Raw genomic sequence first — 19,016 nt, 5'->3', positions numbered from 1 at the left:
CTGCACTGCTAACTCGTCACCGCAGCACTGGGTGTTACGCGCAGCTACACCCAGTCAGCCGTCCGAAGCACTCCTTAGATGTACCTGGAGGACGGTTCGGTTCCAATCCGCCGTAAAGACCCTTACCTCATGTGAGCGTCAAACCAGTTCAACGCACGAACCCAGGCTTCGTCACTCGAAACGTTGAAACGGACCAGATCTGACGCGGTTTCGGAGCTGATCACAGCATCACGAAGCTTGCTCACTTCTTCCGAGTCGTCGTCGCTGAAGATGCCGAGCCACGGGCACGTGAGGTCGGCGGCGACGTCCACCAGCGCGGGGAGACCGTCCGAGAGGGGTTCGAGGATGCCGGGCGCCTGCACCGTGACGGCCGCGCCGATCGTGCGGCTGGCGGCGACCACCATGGCGACGGTGCCGCCGATGTCGAAGCCGACGACGCCCATCCGGTCCGCGCTCACGCCCTGCTGGCCCAGCCAGACGAACGCGACGTCGGTGTCGGCGAGCAGCCGGTCGCCGTTGAGCTTGCTGACCTGGTCCTTGATGTCGTCACCGTGCACCCGGTCCGCGTCGTAGAGGTGCGGCGCGATCGCGAGCCAGCCCTCGTCGGCGAGGCTGCTGACGAGCGTGCGCACACCCGCGGTGATGCCGCGGGCCTCGTGCAGCACCACGAGTCCGCCCCGCACGGCGGAGTCGGGTTCGGCGATGGTCACCCGCAGCTCACGGCCGTCGGTGAGGGAAAGCGTCTCGGTGCGGGTAGTGGTCATGATTCCCACCCTTCCACGAGGGGGTGAACTCCAGTCAACGTGACCAATCGGACGGAGCAATGCGAGGATCGGTGACATGACCGTGCGAACCCGTGCTGACCTGGCGTCCCTGCCGTCCTACGTGCCCGGCAGGACCATCCCCGGCGCCATCAAGCTCGCGAGCAACGAGGTGTCGGCCGGACCGCTGCCCAGCGTCGTCGAAGCGATCGCCGAAGCGGCCACCGGCATCAACAGGTACCCCGACTCGGGTGCCGTCGAACTCACCGGGCGACTTGCCGACAAACTCGGCGTCCCGGCTGACCACCTGGCGATCGGCTGCGGCTCGGTGACCCTGTGCCAGCAGCTCGTCCAGGCCACCTGCACCGAGAACGACGAGGTGCTCTTCGCTTGGAGGTCCTTCGAGGCCTACCCGATCGTCACGCACGTGGCGGGCGCACGGCAGATCCGCGTGCCGCTGAACTCGGAGCACACGCACGACCTGGACGCGATGCTCGCGGCGATCACGCCGAACACGCGGATGGTCTTCGTCTGCAACCCGAACAACCCGACCGGCACCGCGCTGCGCACCGAGGAGATCGAGTCGTTCATCGCTCGAGTCCCCCGCGACGTGCTCGTCGTGCTCGACGAGGCCTACAAGGAGTTCGTGGACGACGCCCACGTCCCGGACGGCGTCGAGCTCGCGAAGCAGCAGTGGGCCGCGGGCCACACCAACGTCGCCGTGCTGCGGACGTTCTCGAAGGCTTATGGCCTCGCGGGCCTGCGGATCGGCTACGCGGTCGCTCCGCCGGTCGTCACCGACGTGCTGCGCAAGGTGTACGTGCCGTTCTCGGTGAACGCGCTGGCCCAGGTGGCCGCGATGGCGTCGCTGGACGCCGAGGACGAGCTGATGGTCCGCTGCCGCGCGATCGTGGCGGAACGGGGTCGCGTGCGCGGCGAACTGCTGGCGATGGGCTTCGAGGTGCCGGAGACCCAGGCGAACTTCGTGTGGCTGCCGCTGGGCGAGCGCACGGGAGCGTTCAACGAGCACTGCCTGGCGCACAAGGTCGTCGTGCGCGCGTTCGTGGGCGAGGGTGCCCGCGTGACCATCGGGGAGCCGGACGAGAACGACGCGTTCCTGGCAGCGGCTCGCGCCTTCACCTCGTGAGCAGCTGAACGATCGCCGCGACTCCCACCACCACGATGACGCCGCGCAACACGGCGGGTGGGAGTTTGCGGCCGATCTTGGCGCCGATCTGGCCGCCGACCACGGACCCGACGGCCAGCAGCAGCACGGCCAGCCACGCCACGTCGGCGATGAAGATGAACAGGACGCCGGCGACGAGGTTCACGAACGCGGTGAGCACGTTCTTCAGCGCGTTCATCCGCTGCAGGTGCTCGCTGACGAGCACACCCATGATGCCCATGACCAGCACGCCCTGCGCGGCACCGAAGTAACCGCCGTAGACGCCGGCGGCGAAGACGCCGAACCACAGCAGCACACCGCCGTCGTTGTCGTTGCGCCGGTGCGCGAGCTTGCGGTTGAGCCACGGCTGTATGAGCACCAGGACCAGCGCGATCACGATCAGCACCGGCACGATCGCGGTGAACGCCTTGTCCGGCAGCGTCACCAGCAGGATCGCACCGACGATGCCGCCGAGGATCGACGCGGGCAGCAGGCGCTTGACGCGGTCCGACTGCCCCTTGAGCTCCTCGCGGTAGCCCCACGCGCCCGACAGCGAGCCGGGCACGAGGCCGAGGCTGTTGGACACGTTCGCCACCACGGGCGGGTAACCGACAGCGAGCAGCACGGGGAACGTCACGAGGGTGCCGCTGCCGACGACGGTGTTGATGCCGCCTGCGAACACACCCGCGATGACCACCGCGATTGCTTCCCAGACCGTCATGTCACCCCCAGGTACCCGATGGTTCGCGACGCTAACACTCCACTCGGGACAGCAGAGTGTGTCGCTCATGACAGCAGGCCCGGCACTCAGAGTGAGCACCGGGCCTGCTGTCCCACCATTCGGTCAGGCGACCTGGCGGCGGCGTCCGATCAGGCTGGCGCCGAAGCCGAAGGCCACGAGCAGCGCGCCGAGCAGGCCGAGGCCCAGAACGGACGCACCGGTCTTGGCCAGCGCGTCACCCGAACCACCGTCGGCACCGGAACCACCGTCGCCGGCTCCGCCTGCGGCAGCCACCGCGGCGGGCGTCGAGGCGCCCGGTGTCACGGGCTTCGGGTCCGCGACGACCTGGAAGTCGTTCTTCGACTCGCTGCCGGCGAAGACCTGCACGTGGCCGCTGTACCGGCCCTCGAACTTCCACGGCCCGTCGACCCAGGCCCAGAAGTCACCGGCGGGCACCTTGTCGAAGTGCACGTGCCCCTTGTCGTCGGAGAACGTCTCGGCGACGTCCACACCGAGCTCGCGGTCGCGCAGCACGATCCGGGTGTTGCCGATCATCTCGCCCGCGTCGGGCCGGTAGTCGCCGTCGCGGTCGACGAAGAGCTCACCGCTCACCGAGCCGAACCCGCCCGGCACGCGTGCCGTGTCGTACGCGAAGGGCGCGTCGAAGTTGTCGATCGCGTTCGGCGCGAACCTGCACCCCACCACCACGGTGCCGAACTTCAGGGCTTCCTGCGGCACCGCCTCGATGGCCACGAACGTCTTGGTCTCGCCCGCACCGACCGTCACGCCGGGACCGAACAGGTCACCCCAGCCGTGGCCTGGCTTGTTCGAGGCACCGAGCTCGTTGCCGTTGCCGGCCCCGTTGCAGGCGGCGACGATGCCGCTGATCTCGTGCTGGCCCTGGTTGGTCAGGGTGACCGAGATCTTGGCGGCCTCACCGGGCTGGTAGACGTCCTGGTCCAGGGTCACCTTCGGGATGAGCGACTCGTTGTACGGCCGCTCACCGCGCGCCACCACGTGGGCGGAAATGCCAGGCCCCACGCGGACCGCGCGGTCGCTGCCGTCGCTGTGCACGACCCAGTTCCAGGGGAAGGCGTAGGTCAGGTAGTACTTGCCCGACGGCAGATCCGAGAAACCGAAGCGGCCGTCAGCGAGCGTGGTGGTCGTGAAGTAGCCGGACTGCGTGCCGCCGCGAGCCTCGACCACGACACCCTCGACTGCCTCGCCGGCGTCCTGCTCCTTGTTGCCGTTCTTGTCCGCGTAGGCGACACCCGAGATCGCGCCCACCGTCAGCACGACCTCGGCAGAGGCGTCGAAGGTGGTGCTGGAGGGAGTCGGTGCGCCGAGGTAGCTGATGGACCCCTGGACCAGCAGCCTGCCGACCGCGGGGTCGCGAATCGTGCCCGAGGCCTCGAACGTGCGGGACTCGCCAGCGGGGATTTGAACACCGGGAGCGAACTCCGCGAAGTCGCCCCAATGCGCGGCCGGGATGTCCATCGAAGTGGGTGAGAGGGACAGGTGGACGCGCTCAGCGAGGCGACCACCGACGTTCGACACGGTCAGCGAGAGCTTCACGGTCTCCTGCGACTCGTAGCGCGGCTTGTCCAGCTTCAGCGTGGCGCGCAGGTGCGGGGCGTCAGGCCCCGGCTTCAGGCGGGTGAGCACGCTGCTGCCCCACCCGACGACCGGCACCTGGTCGGCGTCGGCCGGACCGTCGAAGGCCCACGGACCGAGGATCACGGCCCGGTAGGTGCCGACCGGCACGTCGACGAAGTCCAGCTGGCCGTACTCGTTGCTCACGCCCTCAGCGACCTTGTCGCCCGTCACCTGGTCGACCAGGATGATCTTGAGGTTCGCGACCGCCTCTCCGGGGTCGGTCATCCAGTTCTGGTTCTTGTCGTCGGTGAGGTGCATCGTGTAGCGGCCCTTGCCGCCGGTCACGCTCGCCTTGACGCCGACGTGGGGACCGTCGGTGTTGTACCCGGGGTTCGGCTGGAAGTCGCAGGCCAGCCAGACCTCGCCCGCCTGGGCGGCTCCCTCGGGAACGGCCTCGTTGATCACGACGGTCTTCGTCTCACCGGCCGCCAGGTCGACGCCGACGCCGAACGTCGCGTTCCACTCGGGACCGAAGCCGAAGTGGTTGCTGTTGCCGACGCGGTTGCACCCCGCCTGGATCTTGCCGATCGCGTACTGGCTCGTGTTGGTGAGCGTCACCGTGATCTTCGCGGTGGCCGGGTAGGCGTAGGTCGTCTTGTCGAAGGACGCCGTCGCGGTCAGCATCTCCGAGTACGGACGCTCGGCGGGGCTGACCACCTCGGTCGTCTGGCCAGGCGCGACCGTGATCGACTCCTGGCCGGACTGGGTGTGCACCATCCAGCCGCCGGGAAGCTCGTAGTACGGCGGGTAGTACGTGCCGGACGGAATTCCGGTGAAGGTGTACCGGCCGTTGGCGTCCGTCGTCGTGCGGTGCTCGGCGACGGGGCTGCCGCCGTAGATGCTGACGTTCGAGCTTCCGAGCGACTCACCGGCGTCGGGCTGGCCGTTGCGGTTCACGTCCGCGAAGACCAGGCCGCTCACGTTGCCCACGGTCCTGGTGACGGTCGGCTGGAAGGCGACGAAGTTGTCGTTGCTGTGGGCGTCGCCCGCCTCCGCCAGCGCGTGGACGGTGAGGTCGAGCTTGTCGCCGTTCAGCTGGGAGATGCTTCCGGCGACCTCGACCGTGCGCGACTCGCCCGGCGCGAAGGTCGTGCCGGGGTATTCGAGGCTGCCCCAGGAGCCGTACTTCACCTGGATGCCCCAGGCGCTCGCGCGGACGCGCTCGGCCGGGAACGCGCTCTGGTTCGTGACGGTGACCTTGACCTTCACGGACTCGTGCGACTGGTAGTGCGTCTTGTCGATCGACGCGGTCACCTTCACGTCCGGCAGCTCCGCCGAGGCCTTCTGCTCGGCTTTCTGCTCGGCCTGCGCCGGAGCGTTGGACGTCTCCGCCGGTGTGCTGGTCGCGGGCTGCTCGGCGCTCGGCGGCGTGGCCGTTTCACCGGGCTGCGTCGTCGACGGCGGCGCCGGGTCGGTGGTCGACGGCGGTGCGGGCTCGGTCGTCGACGGCGGCGCCGAGTCCGTTGTGGACGGCGGCGGCGTGCTCGGCTCGCTCGTCGGCGTCACCTCGACGCTCGACGTGGGCGTCTCCGGCTCCTGCGCGAGCGCACCGGTGGTGGCTCCGCCGAACGCCAGGACGACAGCGGTGGTCAAGGCCCCGAACTTGAGCAGGGCACGGCTGACCGATCTTTCGGACAATGGATCCCCCATAGACCCTGTAACTGGTGGTCCGCCGACGTCAGAGCCCCCGCACGCGCCTGGCAGACGTGGGGACGGTACCTGACGAAGTGCCCGCTGGAAAGAGATCTACAACATCAACAATCCACTCTGGACAGTGGCGTGCACGACACCGTTTCTCTAAGTGGTCCGGTGGCGGCCGATCATCCTGGCGCCGACGCCGAACGTCACGAGCAGCGCCGCGAGCACACCGAGCCCGAGCACGCCGGCCCCGGTCTTGGCGAGTGCGCCACCGGTGTCCCCTTCACCGACATCCCGGCCGCTGTCGCCACCTGGTGGCACGGGAGACGGACCGGGCTCCACGAACAGCAGGTAGAAGCCTTCCCCTGCCGCGTTGACCTCCACCACGGCGTTGGTCGGAACCGGGAATCGCCACGGCCCGTCGATCTCCAACCAGTAGGTGCCGAGCGGCACCTGCTCGAAGAACATGGACCCGTCGGCGTCCGTGACGGTCTCGGCGACGATGCCGCCGTACTCGCGGTCGGTCATCAGCCGGAGCCGGGTGTTCTGGAGCGGCTCTCCGGGGTCGACCCAGTAGTTGTGGTTCTCGTCGTACGCGATCGTGCCCCTCAGGGTGCCTGCCCCGCCCGGGATGCCGGCCCAGTCGTAGCCGATCGCGACGTCCTCGGCGTTCGCCTTGACCCAAGGCGCGAACCCGCAGTGCGCGGTCACCCGGTTCACCCCGGACGGCTCCGCGGGCACCTCCTCCAGAACGGTGATCGTCTTCGTCTCGCCGGCACCGAGTGTCACGCCCGGCTCGTGCAGGTCGCCCCAGCCGGCGGACACCGGCCAGGTGTTGCCTTCCCGTTCGCAGGCGGCCTGGACGTTCCTGATCTCGTAGACGGCCTGGTTCGACAGCGTGATCGTGATCCTGACGTCGTCCCCGGCCGCGTAGACCGGCTTGTCGAGCACCACCGCCGCCTTGAGCACCTCGGCGTACGGGCGTTCCGCGCGTGCGGTGACCTGGACAGGTGGCCCTGGCCGCACACGGACCTGCGGCGCGTTGCTCTCGGCGTGCACCACCCACCCTCCGGCCAGCGTGTGACCGATGAGGTAGTCGCCGGAGGGGATGTTCTCGAACGAGTAGCGGCCTTCGGCGTCCGTGGTGGTCCTGAAGTAGTCGTAGGGCGCGCCGCCGTTGGCCTCCACGACGGTCTCCGCGGCGGCCTCGCCGGGATCCTGCTGCCTGTTGTGGTTCCTGTCGACGTAGACGACACCGCTGACGTCACCGGTGGTCTGCACGACCTCGGCCTCGGCGCTGACGCTCGCCGGGCGGTCCGCCGAGCCGATGTGCTCGACCGAGGCCCACACCGTCAGCTTCCCGTCCTGGAAGTGGCGGATCGGGCCGGTGACGCTGTACGTCCGGGACTCCCCGGCCGGGATCCGGGCGCCTGGTCCCTCTCCCCTGACCTCGCCCCACTGCTCGGCGGTGGTGACCACGTCGTAGAACCCGTCGTGCACCTTGACCCGCTCGGCGGTCTGGCCGCCGTTGTTCGTGATGGTGAGGTCCACGCGAACCAACTCGTGCGACTCGTAGCGCGGCTTGTCGAACTTCATCGTCGCGACGAGAGACGCGGGCGCCGCGCGTTTGAGGAACTTGGTGCCGGTGCTGCCCTGATCGGTCACGCTCACGAGTTGCTGGTGGTCGTCGGTGAACGCCCACGGCCCGAGGAGGACGGCGCGGTAGTCACCGGCCTTCAGCCCGGTGAACTCGACCTTGCCGTCCGCGCCACTGGTGCGCTCGGAGACGCGGGCACCGGTGAGCAGATCCAGCAGGACGACCTTCACACCGCCGACGACCTCGTCCGCGCCGACGCGCTGGTCGGCGTTCCTGTCCTCGCCGAAGACCATCGTGTGGCCGAGGCGGCCCGACACCTTCGCCTCGGCGTGCACCGATGGACCGTCGGTGATCCAGGCGGCGTTCGGTGCGAAGTCGCAGTCGAGCGTGACGACGCCCGCAGCGAGGGCCTCCTCCCGGATCTTCTCGGTGATGGCGACCGTGTACTGCTCACCGGCGGCCAGCGTCACGCCTCGCGTGTTGAACACGTGCCACTCGGGACCGCCGTTGCCGAGCGTGTTCCCCAGGTTCGGGCGGTTGCACCGCGCCTGGACGGCACTGATCGTGCGGTCGGTCGTGTTGGTGAGACTGATCTTGATCTTCGCGTGCGCCGGGTACTCGTAGCTGCCGCGGTCGAGCGACGCGGTCGCCTTGAGCTGTTCCGAGTAGGGCCGCTCCGCACGCACCGCCACCTCGGTGGTCGTGCCGCCGGCTACCACGACCTCGTCCCCGGCGGCCTGGGCGTGGTGCACGACCCAGCCGTCCTTCAGTTCGTAGGTCGCCCAGTAGGTGCCCGGTGTGAGGCCCTGGAACGCGAACGTGCCGTCCGCGGCGCTCGTCGTCGTGTGCCTGGTGGTTCCGCCGAAGACGCTGACCTCACCTTGGACGGCCTCGCCAGGGTCTTGCCTGCCCTTGCGGTTCTTGTCGCCGTAGAGGACGCCGGAGATGCTGTTCTTCTGCTCCACCTGCGGCTTCTGCTCAGGGGCAGGAGGGGCGGGGTGGGCTGCGAGGCTGGCGCCGACGTGGTCTCGGTGGGCGACGGAGGTGCGCTCGTGGAGTCGTCCTGCGCGAAGGCGGACGAACTGAAAACCAGCGCCACGACCGCGGTCAGCGCACCGATCTGGAATATGGATCTGCCGGGCAACGGATTCCCCCCGAGTCCCAGTGTTCACGACGTCCGCCGATGTCAGAGCCCCCGCACGCATCGGCAAGACGTTCGGAAAGTACACCCGTTCCGAGATCGCGTGAAAGGGTCGAAAGGATGACGAAAAGGTGCCCGAGATTTTCTTTTGAGCAGGGCAACCGATGACGTTCGGAAAGCGTGAGCACCGCGGGGAGTCCTCTGCGCTCACGGCGGTGGCATGCTGGTCCGCGTGACGCCGGAGGACCTCGCGCACCTGCGCCGGGCACGTGACCTGATGGACCGCGAGTACGCGCGGCCACTGGACGTGCCCGCGATGGCCCGTGCCGCGCTGATGTCACCGTCGCACTTCGCCCGCCAGTTCCGCGTCGCGTACGGCGAGACCCCGTACGGCTACCTGATGACTCGGCGGATCGAACGGGCGAAGGCGTTGCTGCGCCTGGGAACGATGTCCGTGACCGAGGTGTGCGTCGAGGTCGGCTGCACCTCGCTCGGCTCGTTCTCCGCGCGGTTCACGGAACTGGTCGGGGAAACGCCGTCGGCCTACCGGGCATGCGCACACGACGCGCTGGCCGGGGTGCCGGGATGCCATTTGATGGGCCTGACGCGGCCGAGCAGATTTCGAGAAGCGACCCGTTCACCTCGTGCCTAGGGTTTCGCCCATGAAGCTTTCGCACACGTTCCTCTTCGTCCACGACCAGGACGTCGCGCTGAAGTTCTACCGCGACGTCGTGGGGCTCGAAGTGCGCACGGACGCCACCATCGAGGACGGTTACCGCTGGCTCACCGTCGGCCCCGCCGAGCAGCCCGGCGTCGAGATCGGCCTGTCGCACATCGGGCCGCCCGCTCCGCCGACCGACTACGAGACGCTGCACGCGTTGCTGGCCAAGGGATCGCTGCTCGGCGTCATCTTCGAGATCGACGACGTGGACGCGAAGTTCGAGCAGGTGCGTGCGGCCGGTGCCGAGGTGCTGCAGGAGCCGATCGACCAGTTCTACGGCGTGCGCGACTGCGCGTTCCGCGACCCGTCGGGCAACATGATCCGCTTCTCCTCGCCGCGCACCCAGCCGTAAATCGCTGTCCTCTTCCGCCCCCGGCGTGGTTGAGTGGTGCCTTCAGGCGTTCTCAGAGACAAGGTCGATGCCATGGGCAGCCCCGGACACACCGGGTGCCTTCGCAGTACCCGGTGACTCTCGCGTTCTTCTTCTCGCGATCACCAGGAGCACCACCTTGACTTGGTACACCTCTTTCTTCACCGATCTCGCCAACGGCTTCTGGCGCGGTGCGGTCCAGCCTGCGCAGACCTCTGCCGAGGTCGACTTCCTCGTCGGTCTCGGCACCGGCCCGCGGGTGCTGGACGCGCCGTGCGGCAGCGGCAGGCACAGCATCGAGCTGGCTCGCCGCGGCTACGCGGTCACCGGCATCGACATCTCGGACGAGGCCATCGCACACGCCCGTGCGCTGGCTCCCTCGCTCGACTGGCGGCAGGGCGACCTGGCGGCGCTGGGCTCGTTCGGCGTGACGGCCGACCTGGCCGTGTGCCTGGGCAACAGCTTCGGCTACCTCGACCACGCCGGTTCGCAGCGGTTCCTGGCCGATCTGGCCGCGGCCGCGCCGGTGCTGGTCATCGACTACGGCTGCGCGGCCGAGGCGTTGCTGCCCTCGTTGCCGGGCGAGATCCGGATGTCCGCGGGCGGCGTCGACATGGTCGCCGTCAACACCTACGACGTGGCGTCGGCTCGTCTGCTGATCGACTTCACGTTCACCGACGGTGAGCGGACGCAGCGGTCGGCCTGTGTGCAGCACGTCTACACGGCCGGCGAGCTGACCCGGATGCTGAACGACGCCGGGTTCTCGTCGGTGGAACTGTTCGGCGACACCGACGGCGGTGCGTTCGAGGTCGGCAGCCACCGGTTGCTGGCCGTGGCACGCCGCTGATCTCACCTGGCCCAGGTGGTAGCGCTCTCACGACCACCTGGGCCAAGGTCGAGGTCATGCGTGCCATCACCGCGGTAACAGCCCTGGCCTCGTCCCTGGTGCTGCTCGGCTCCACAGCGAGCGCAGCCACCGACCCCGCCCGCGACCTCTCCGCACGGGTGAGCGCGGACGGCGCCCAACGCCACCTGATCGCGTTCCAGCGCATCGCCGACACCCACGGCGGCAACCGGGCCGCGACGACCACCGGTTACGCGGCCAGCGTCGACTACGTGGCCGGACGGCTGCGCGAGGCCGGGTTCGACGTGACCACACCGGAGTTCGAGGTCAGGCGGAAGATCGACGACGCGGGCCGGGCGACGGTCGGCGGCGCCGCGCACGAGCTCGTGCCGTTCGGCGACACCCCGAACACCCCGGACGGCGGCCTCACCGCACCGTTGCGGGTCGTGCCCGAGGACGGCACGCCCGGCTGCGAGGCGGGTGACTTCGCCGGGCAGGACTTCAAGGGCTCCGTCGCGCTGATCCGGCGCGGTACCTGCACGTTCGTCACCAAGTACGCCAACGCGGTGAACGCGGGCGCGGCGGCCGTGATCATCTCCAACAACGTCGACGGCCACCTCGACCTGCGCATCCCCGGCACGATCCCGGGCGGCAGCACCTCGAAGGCCGACGGCACGGCGCTCGCCGCGCTGGCCGGCCAGTCCGTCACGCTCGACTGCGCCACCACGACGAGGTCCACCTCGACCGCAACGTCGTCGCCCAGACCCGCACGGGCCGCAAGGACAACGTGGTCGTGGCGGGAGCGCACCTCGACAGCGTCGACGCGGGACCGGGCATGAACGACAACGGCTCCGGGTCTGCCGCCCTGCTCGAAGTGGCGCTGAAGATGGGCTCCCGGCCCAAGCTGCCCAACGCCGTGCGCTTCACGTGGTGGGGCGCGGAGGAGGCCGGTCTGATCGGGTCGCGCGCCTACGCCTCGGCGCTGTCGTTCGAGCAGCAGCTCGACATCGCGCTGTACCTGAACTTCGACATGGTCGGCTCGCCGAACCCCGGCTACTTCGTCTACAACGACCCCGGCCTGCCCCACGGGTCGAAGCACGTCGAGAAGGCGTTCAGCGACTTCTACACGGCCCGCGGCCTCGGTCCCGAGGGTCTGAACGTCCGGGGCGCCAGCGACTACGGCTCGTTCACCGCGCTCGGCATCCCGGCGGGCGGCATCATCTCCGGCGGCGGCGAGGTCAAGACCGAAGCGCAGGCCGCGAAGTGGGGCGGCACGGCGGGCATGGAGATGGACCCCTGCTACCACCGCGCGTGCGACCACCTCGGCAACATCAACCGCGAGGCGCTGGGCCGCAACGTCGCCGCCGCGGCCCACGTCGCCGCCGCGGCCCACGTCATCGCCTCGTACGCCGTCACCACCGAGGGCGTGAACGGCGTCCCGTCCCGGCAGGAACGGGCCGCTCTGCGTTAGCCCAGGTTGTTCGTGTCGAACGTGTTGCAGCGGGCGGGGTCGCCCGTCTGCAACCCGGTCGTGAACCACTTCTTCCGCTGCTCCGAGCTGCCGTGGCTGAACTGGGTCGTGTCGACCCGCCCGCCGCCGAGCTCGCTCTGGATGAAGTCGTCACCGATGCGCGCCGCCGCGTCGAGGGCGGCGTCCACGTCTTCCTGGGTGATGTTCGAGATCAAGGGCTGTCCGTTGGCCGACGGGACGGTCGTCGCGGCCTTGCCCCAGGCGCCCGCGTAGCAGTCGGCCTGCAGTTCGAGGCGCACCGAACCCGAGGTGGGACCGGTCTCCCGGCCGACCCGGTCGGACGTGCCGAGCAGGTTCTGCACGTGGTGGCCGTACTCGTGGGCGAGCACGTAGGCCTCGACGAACGGGCCGCCGGTCGCACCGAACTTGGTGCGCAGCTCGTTGAAGAAGTCCAGGTCGATGTACACCTGGGAGTCCGCGGGGCAGTAGAACGGGCCGACCGCGGAGGTGGCGTTGCCGCAGCGGGTGTTCACGCTGTTGCGGAAGAAGTTGGTCTTGGTGACCTGGTAGGTGTTGCCCGAGCGGGCGAACTGGTCGGTCCAGAAGGCCTGGATCGAGTTGATCGTGGCCAGGACCCTGCAGTCGCTGTCGCGGTTCGCGTCGGCTCCCGTCTTGCACTTGTCGAGCAGCTGGCCGGACTCGACCTGGGTGTTGTTGCCCAGGCCCTCCAGCCCGCCCGCGGGCAGCTGGATGCCGGTGAACTGCTGGAACAGGAAGTAGATGATCAGGCCGACCACGCCGAGGCCGCCACCGACGCCCGCGACCCTGCCGCCTGAGCCTCGTTGGTCCGAAACCTGAGAAGTGTCGAGTTCCGCGCCTTCGTTGAACTGCACCGCATCCTCCTGCCAAGGACCCCATGGGTGCCGCAAACGATAAAGCACGAAACATGCCTTGGTGCGGAGCCCGACGTCGGGGCACCGCACCAAGGCTTTCCCATTTGGAAGTGACGACTACGGCCCACGAAGGTTGGCGTGGCGCTCAGCCGGTGACGCCATGAGACGACACCGAAGCCGAGCTCAACAGCGTCGAAGTGCGCCGAGCGACGCCTGATGGCGCCTGGGCACCCGAAACCTCGTGTCCGTCGCTACGCAGTCGCGCTCGGACCGTTCACGTCCGATCCGCTCGCGGGGATGCGACAGACCGCGTTTCGCCACAGCGAGGAGATACCTGCACAGCACCACCTACCCCTTCTGGGCGTGGCCACCGGGTGGTCAGTTTCATTCACCTACCGGTTGCCAGCTCGTTATCGACTATGCGCTTGATCGCCGCATTTCTCAACACCTCACGCCAAACCTGAATTGGTGAAGTCGGACGGGTGACCTGCGGAGATCGACACTGCGGACAGCAATCGCCCGGCGAGAGAATCTCTCGCCGGGCGATTGGGAAAAAACGATCAGATATTTGATCAGGCCTTGGTGGCGCGCCGCGCGCCGCGGCGGGCCATGACGCCCGCGGTCATCAGTCCGAGACCCGCCAGCAGGAATTCGAGCGGGTCGGCGCCGGTCCTCGACAGGTTCGGGATGACCGCCGAGGCGTGCCGCGAGGCCTTGTCGCCGGTCTGCGGGGTGCCGGCGCCGGAGTCGTCGCCCGTGGTGCCGCTGCCGGAGTTGTCGCCGCCGTTGTCGCCGCCGGGGTTGCCGTTGCCGGGGTTCTCGGTGCCCGGGGTCTCGTTGCCGGGGTTCTCACCGGGCTGCTCCGGGTTCTCGCCCGGCTGCTCCGGGTTCTCGCCCGGCTGCTCCGGCTGTTCCGGCTGCTCGGGGGTCTCGGTCTTGCCGCAGTCGCCGCTCGCCGTGCCGAGCACGCCCGCAGCGGTGCCGCAGACGGTGATGGGAGCCTCGACGGTGCCGTTGGGCTCCTCGGGCTTCGTCTGGCCGCAGCTGCCGTTGCCGCCGCCGGCGACGCCGACCGAGTTGCCGCAGACCGTGACGGGCGCGGAGACGAGTGCCTGGTCGGCCTGGGTGCGCGCGGCGGGCTTCTCGTCGCACGTAGCGTCGCTGTTGCCGAGCACGTTGATCGCGTTGCCGCAGACCTTGACCGGGACGCTGACGATGTTGCCGACGCGGACCTCTTCGTCGACGTCGAGCGGCACCGGGACGGCCTGTGCCCAGCCGGCGGTCGCGACCATCAGGCCACCGGTCAGGAGGGCCGCGGACATGGTGCGGTTCAGGTTCTTGCGCATGACTGTTCTCCCTGGAGAGTGACGGATCCCTGTGCTGCGTGCGGCACCCGCGGATCAATCAGGGGAGAACGTCGGCTCCTCCACGCGCACGATGCGCGGCACGTCCTGCTGTTCGGTGCTGACCAGAGACGCTGTGGTGGTGGGCGGCCGCACCGCGTTCGGCAACGTGCCCGCCGGAATCTGGAGGCTGCCCGCCGACGCCCCCGCGCCGCTCTGCGGGAGCGCGCCGGAGATCGGCTGCTCGGCTTGCGGTCGCGGTTGCGGGGTCACCGGCTCGGGGTTCGTGGGCCGCGTTGTCGTCGTCGGCTGCGGCAGCGGCTCAGGAGATGCGTGCTGCCGGGGCACCTCCGCCTGCGCGGGTGCTTCCACCGCCGGGACCGCGGGCGTCACGGGCACGGCTTCGGGAACCTCGACGCGCGGTGCCGGCTTCGGCGGGACGGGCGCGTCGGGCTGCCGCGGTGGTGTGGTGTCGATCCTGAGGCCGATGTCCGCGACGGGGAGCTCGACCTCGATCTCGAGCTGGTCGATCTCGACCCGCACGTCGGCGTTCGCCTCGCCCGCGCCGCCCAGCAGCCAGGCACCGGTCACCAGACCGGCGAGCAGCAGGAACCGACGCAACCAGGACATCGGCCCTCACCCTAGATCAAATGGAGCAACGCGTCACACGGAAAAGGCCATCCCGGCGACCTGGGTCGCCGGGATGGCCTTCAACTGCGTTCCGCGGTTACGGCAGCTGCGTGATCCGGCCGGTCGCCGGGGGCAGCTGGTTCGGGTGCGTCGAGAGGTAGGCGGCGAACCCGTCGAGGTCGATGCCGCCACCGGTGATCTCGGTGCCCAGGGTGAACTCGGGGAAACCGTCACCGCCGCCCTGCAGGAAGCTGTTGATCGTCACGCGGTACTTCGCGTTCGGGTCGACGGCGACACCGGCGATCTTGATGTCGGAGATCTTCGAACCGAACGGCGCGGAGGCCGACCACGAGTACGTGAAGCCCGCCGACGGCTGCAGGATGATCTTCCTGGTCGCGGTGAACTGCTGCTCCAGGGCGTTCTTGATCTGCGTGCCGGACAACGTGACGGTCTGCAGGATGTTGCTGAACGGCTGAACCGTGAACGCCTCGTCGTACGTCACCACGCCGGCGCCCTCGGTGCCCTTCGGCGCGTAGGTGAGGTCGGCGCGCACGCCACCGGGGTTCATCAGCGCGACCACGGCACCGTTGGCCTTGGTGGCCTCGAGCTGGGAGTCGGCGATCAGGTTGCCCAGCGGGGAGTCACCGGAGGCGGACGCGGCCCGGACGATGTCCGCGCCGATCGAGCCGATCGGCCGGTTCGCGATCGGGCCGGACTTCGCCTTGGCCAGGTCGATCACGGACTGGATCACCGGGTCCGGCGTGACGGTGCGCGTGACGATCTTGTTCTCGGCCTTCGTCTCGCCGCGGACGACGTCGCGCGTCCGGCGGTCGATCTTCAGGTCGACGACGCTGAGCTCGCGCCCGAACGCCAGGCCCTCGATGAACGGCCGCGGGTTGCCGGCCGGGTCCTTGACCACGCAGTTGTAGTGCTGGTGGCTGTGGCCCGAGAAGACCGCGTCGATCTTCGGGCTGACGTTGGTGGCGATGTAGCTGCCGGGGTTCTCCGGCGACACGTTGCACGCGTTGGGCCCGCCACCGGTCGACGTCACCTGGTCGCCCTGGTGCACGAGCAGGACGATCGACTTGACGCCGATGGCGTCGAGGAGGTTGGCGTACTTGTTGGCCGCCTTGACCTCGTCACCGAACTTGATGTCCTTGATGCCGTTCGGGTCGACCAGGATCGGCACGTCCTTGAGCGGCATGCCGATGAAACCGATCGGCATCCCGTCGCGGATCTCCACCCAGAACGGCGGAAGAGCCGGCAGCCCGGACTTCGCGTGCGTGACGTTCGCGCCGAGGATCGGGAACTTCGCGCCCTTGTACTCGTCGCGGAACTGGCAGCCGTCCACCGGGTGGCACCCACCGCGCTGGATCCGCAGGAGCTCCTTGTAGCCCTCGTCGAACTCGTGGTTGCCCGCCGCGGTCGTGTCCATGCCGACCTCGTTGAGCACCTCGATCGTCGGCTCGTCGTGGAACAGCGCGGACACCAGCGGCGAGCCGCCGATCAGGTCGCCCTGCCCGACGATGACGGAGTTCCTGACCTCCTTCTGGAGGTTCTTGATGTGCGTGGCGTTGAACGCGGCACCACCGGCGTCGACGGTCGTGCCGTCCGGCAGGATGACGCGCCCGGACGACCCGGTAGGCGGCTCGAGGTTGCCGTGCAGGTCGTTGATGCCGATCAGGCGCACGTCAACCGTGCCCCGACCGCGCAGTGACTGGACATCGGCCTGGGCAGGCCCGGTAGCGCTGATGACAGTGGCCGCGGCGGCGGTGATCGCCAGAACGGAAAGCCGTCTGAACGAACTCATGGATGGAGCCTTTCAAGGCTTGGTTAACGCGCGTGTACGGCGCAGGAGTCTGCCTTCCGATCGCCACGTTTTCCAGAGCAATGACTGGATCGTCATGCTCAGGACTAACCTTGTTCCCGTGACACCAAGTGAGCAGGAGCCGCACTGGCTCGACGAGGGCGAGATGCGCGCGTGGCGCACCTACGTGAACGGTTCCTCCATGCTCATGGACCGCCTGCACCGAGAGCTGCAGGACACCCACGGAGTGTCACTGGCGGACTACGAGATCCTCGTGCGCCTGTCCGAACAGCCGAACCAGCGCATGCGCATGACCCAGCTCGCCGAGGACGTCGCCTCCTCGAAGTCGCGCGTCTCACACCAGGTCGCGCGCATGGAGAAGGCAGGCCTGGTGTCCCGCCGCGAGTGCACCGAGGACGGCCGCGGCGTGCTGGCCGAACTCACGCAGAAGGGCATGGCGCAGCTCGTCTCGGCCGCGCCGACGCACCTGCGTGGCGTGCGGGAACACATCGTCGACCTGCTCACGCCCGAGGAGGGCGAGGTGCTGGCCAAGGTGTTCGACCGGGTCATGACACACCTGCGGGAGTCGAACGGCTAGGCTTTGTGCCGACGCTCCTGGCGTCGTGGAAGCGTGGCAGAGCGGCCGAATGCACCCGCCTTGAAAGCGGGAGACGGGCAACCGTCCGGGGGTTCAAATCCCTCCGCTTCCGCAGTTCAGAGGGGGTGTGCCCGGCCGTTCAGGCTGGTCACACCCCCTCTGGTGTAGCAACGGGTGTAGCAACGACCTCAGCCCAGCTCGTCCGTGAGCCGCTTCAAGGCCTCCCGCTTGTCCTCAAGGGAGACGGCCGCGTAGATCATCATCGTCACCTCAATATTCGAGTGGCCGACGATGTCTCGGACGATGTGCGGCGGCACGCCGAGCCTGAGCAGCAGCGTCACGCACGAGTGCCGGATGTCGTGAAAGCGCACGTTTTCCAGGCCGGCGCGCTTCCGGATCGGGTACCAACTCGACCTCAGGTAGGTCGGATCGATCGGCCCACCGAGGACCGTCGCGAAGATCAGCCCCGACTCCTCCCACCTGTCCCCTGCCGCTTCCGCTTCGTCGTCCTGGCCGTCCCAGTGATCGACCAGCGCCCAGGCGACGAGGAGCGGCAGCGGCATGACCCGCTCTGACCGGTCCGTCTTCGGCGGGACGAACACGAGCTTCGTACCCACCCGCTGAAGCGTCTGGCGGATCTGCAACGTCGGGAAGTGCTGCCCCGCGCAGTCCTCGCAGAAGTCATCCGCATGTTCGGCGCACGGCTCGTCCCACTTGTCCCAGTCGATGTCTTTCCATCGAAGGCCGAGCAACTCACCGCGTCGCATTCCGAGGTAGAGCGCCAGGACGTACAGCGCCTTCAGTCGATCGTTTTCCGCTGCCTTGAGTAGCGCCTTTGCCTGATCAGCGTCCAGGCCCCGATTCACGTCGTACCGAGGCGACCTGACCTGAACAAGCCGGGCGACGTTGCGCGGCACGACCTCCTCCCGCATTGCGTGCGCCAGCGCATTCCGCAGAACAGCGTGGATCTGTTGAATCGTTCGGTCGGAAAGAACCGTCTTGCAGCACTTCCCCTTGGCACAGCAACGTCGAGCATCCTTCGGCCGGTTGGCGTCGATCTTCTCCGCGCAGCACCGGCAATCGTTCCGAAGCCGCGTGATGAACGTCCGGACGTCCTGCGCCGACAACCGATGGAGCTTCTTCGTCCCGAGGTTGGGCACCAGGTGCCGCCGCACGACCACGCCGTACCCCTCGACCGTCCGAGGCCTCTTCGTCGCGGCCACAGTGGACAGCCAGTACTTGAGATAGCTCTCCAGCGTCCACGTCTCCGCAGCTACCGGGATGCCGGCGTCGGAGTCGGCGATCTTCTTCCTGAGCTTCTTCCAGGCCTCCGACTCCGTGGTTGCCGAAACAGTGACGCGCTTGCGATGCCCGGTCGTGGTGAGCACGTAGGCCGCGCCGACCCACAGCCCGTCCTTGCGCTGGTAGACCGAGCCCTCACCGTTGGACCGCTTGCCCCCGGCCATCACGCCGCCTCAGCGATCAGCCGAGACAGGTATGCCTGCACCGACGAGGCCGGAACCCGACGACTCCCGCCGATCTTGACGGACACCAGCTCACCAGCCCTGATCAAGTCGAACACCTTCGTCCGCCCCACCCGAAGGGCCCGAGCGACTTCCTCAACGCGATACGCGATGTCGTTCATGTCTTCCCCTTGGTT

17 protein-coding genes and 1 tRNA gene are annotated in these 19,016 nt (G+C 68.5%); 8 read left to right on the top strand and 10 right to left on the bottom strand.

Annotated features, from left to right (window positions below; genetic code table 11):
* Window positions 1-122: 122 nt before the first annotated feature.
* Window positions 123-764 (bottom strand): dienelactone hydrolase family protein, encoded by a 642-nt coding sequence (locus tag ORI60_RS28695; protein WP_266041122.1) that lies wholly within the window; start codon window positions 762-764, stop codon window positions 123-125.
* 76 nt (window positions 765-840) lie between these two features.
* Here ORI60_RS28695 and hisC point away from each other — a divergent pair, with 76 nt between their 5' ends.
* Complete coding sequence (gene hisC, locus ORI60_RS28690; protein ID WP_266041121.1) at window positions 841-1,908, top strand: histidinol-phosphate transaminase; 1,068 nt, start codon at window positions 841-843, stop codon at window positions 1,906-1,908.
* On the opposite strand, the gene ORI60_RS28685 is transcribed toward hisC, so the two are convergent.
* From ORI60_RS28685 to ORI60_RS28675, 3 genes are all read right to left on the bottom strand, one after another.
* Window positions 1,898-2,647, bottom strand: coding sequence for a sulfite exporter TauE/SafE family protein (locus tag ORI60_RS28685; RefSeq protein ID WP_266041120.1), 750 nt, complete (start codon window positions 2,645-2,647; stop codon window positions 1,898-1,900). The genes hisC and ORI60_RS28685 overlap by 11 nt on opposite strands.
* 123 nt (window positions 2,648-2,770) lie before the next feature.
* Window positions 2,771-5,896, bottom strand: coding sequence for an SdrD B-like domain-containing protein (locus tag ORI60_RS28680; protein WP_266041119.1), 3,126 nt, complete (start codon window positions 5,894-5,896; stop codon window positions 2,771-2,773).
* A gap of 204 nt (window positions 5,897-6,100) precedes the next feature.
* Entirely contained in the window at window positions 6,101-8,503 is a 2,403-nt protein-coding gene (locus ORI60_RS28675; RefSeq protein WP_266041118.1) for an SdrD B-like domain-containing protein, read from the bottom strand.
* A gap of 396 nt (window positions 8,504-8,899) precedes the next feature.
* On the opposite strand from ORI60_RS28675, the gene ORI60_RS28670 reads away from it, so the two are divergent.
* The 5 genes from ORI60_RS28670 to ORI60_RS28650 all read left to right on the top strand — a co-directional run bounded on the left by ORI60_RS28670 (window position 8,900) and on the right by ORI60_RS28650 (window position 12,085).
* A complete protein-coding gene (locus ORI60_RS28670; RefSeq protein ID WP_266041117.1) occupies window positions 8,900-9,331 on the top strand; it encodes a helix-turn-helix transcriptional regulator in 432 nt (143 codons plus the stop codon).
* 10 nt (window positions 9,332-9,341) lie between these two features.
* Window positions 9,342-9,752, top strand: coding sequence for a VOC family protein (locus tag ORI60_RS28665; protein WP_266041116.1), 411 nt, complete (start codon window positions 9,342-9,344; stop codon window positions 9,750-9,752).
* Between the two features lie 157 nt (window positions 9,753-9,909).
* A complete protein-coding gene (locus tag ORI60_RS28660) occupies window positions 9,910-10,617 on the top strand; it encodes a class I SAM-dependent methyltransferase (RefSeq protein ID WP_266041115.1) in 708 nt (235 codons plus the stop codon).
* A 56-nt stretch (window positions 10,618-10,673) separates the two neighbouring features.
* Window positions 10,674-11,453, top strand: coding sequence for a PA domain-containing protein (locus tag ORI60_RS28655; protein ID WP_266041114.1), 780 nt, complete (start codon window positions 10,674-10,676; stop codon window positions 11,451-11,453).
* Complete coding sequence (locus tag ORI60_RS28650) at window positions 11,408-12,085, top strand: M28 family peptidase (RefSeq protein ID WP_266041113.1); 678 nt, start codon at window positions 11,408-11,410, stop codon at window positions 12,083-12,085. The genes ORI60_RS28655 and ORI60_RS28650 overlap by 46 nt, the downstream gene beginning before the upstream one ends.
* Here ORI60_RS28650 and ORI60_RS28645 read toward each other — a convergent pair.
* The 4 genes from ORI60_RS28645 to ORI60_RS28630 form a co-directional block, all read right to left on the bottom strand.
* Window positions 12,082-12,978 carry a neutral zinc metallopeptidase gene (locus ORI60_RS28645; RefSeq protein ID WP_266041112.1) on the bottom strand — a complete coding sequence of 299 codons (897 nt, stop codon included), beginning with the start codon at window positions 12,976-12,978 and terminating at the stop codon, window positions 12,082-12,084. The two genes, ORI60_RS28650 and ORI60_RS28645, sit on opposite strands and share 4 nt — an antisense overlap.
* 572 nt (window positions 12,979-13,550) lie before the next feature.
* Window positions 13,551-14,324, bottom strand: coding sequence for a hypothetical protein (locus ORI60_RS28640; RefSeq protein WP_266041111.1), 774 nt, complete (start codon window positions 14,322-14,324; stop codon window positions 13,551-13,553).
* 54 nt (window positions 14,325-14,378) lie between these two features.
* A complete protein-coding gene (locus ORI60_RS28635) occupies window positions 14,379-14,951 on the bottom strand; it encodes a hypothetical protein (RefSeq protein WP_266041110.1) in 573 nt (190 codons plus the stop codon).
* Window positions 14,952-15,048: 97 nt separating this feature from the next.
* Window positions 15,049-16,761, bottom strand: coding sequence for a bifunctional metallophosphatase/5'-nucleotidase (locus tag ORI60_RS28630; protein ID WP_266041109.1), 1,713 nt, complete (start codon window positions 16,759-16,761; stop codon window positions 15,049-15,051).
* 163 nt (window positions 16,762-16,924) lie between these two features.
* Here ORI60_RS28630 and ORI60_RS28625 point away from each other — a divergent pair, with 163 nt between their 5' ends.
* Both ORI60_RS28625 and ORI60_RS28620 read left to right on the top strand, forming a co-directional pair.
* Window positions 16,925-17,356: a MarR family winged helix-turn-helix transcriptional regulator gene (locus ORI60_RS28625; protein WP_266041268.1), complete on the top strand. Its 432-nt coding sequence runs from the start codon at window positions 16,925-16,927 to the stop codon at window positions 17,354-17,356.
* Between the two features lie 27 nt (window positions 17,357-17,383).
* A tRNA-Ser gene (locus tag ORI60_RS28620) sits at window positions 17,384-17,468 on the top strand.
* A gap of 76 nt (window positions 17,469-17,544) precedes the next feature.
* Here ORI60_RS28620 and ORI60_RS28615 read toward each other — a convergent pair.
* Together ORI60_RS28615 and ORI60_RS28610 are read right to left on the bottom strand one after the other, a co-directional pair.
* Window positions 17,545-18,822, bottom strand: coding sequence for a tyrosine-type recombinase/integrase (locus ORI60_RS28615; protein ID WP_266041108.1), 1,278 nt, complete (start codon window positions 18,820-18,822; stop codon window positions 17,545-17,547).
* Window positions 18,822-19,001 (bottom strand): helix-turn-helix domain-containing protein, encoded by a 180-nt coding sequence (locus ORI60_RS28610; protein WP_090074583.1) that lies wholly within the window; start codon window positions 18,999-19,001, stop codon window positions 18,822-18,824. The genes ORI60_RS28615 and ORI60_RS28610 overlap by 1 nt, the downstream gene beginning before the upstream one ends.
* Window positions 19,002-19,016 lie beyond the last annotated feature (15 nt).

The sequence above is a fragment of the Lentzea sp. NEAU-D7 genome (assembly GCF_026242055.1).
Classification (GTDB): Bacteria; Actinomycetota; Actinomycetes; order Mycobacteriales; family Pseudonocardiaceae; genus Lentzea.
This window is presented reverse-complemented; position numbering and strand designations above follow the sequence as displayed.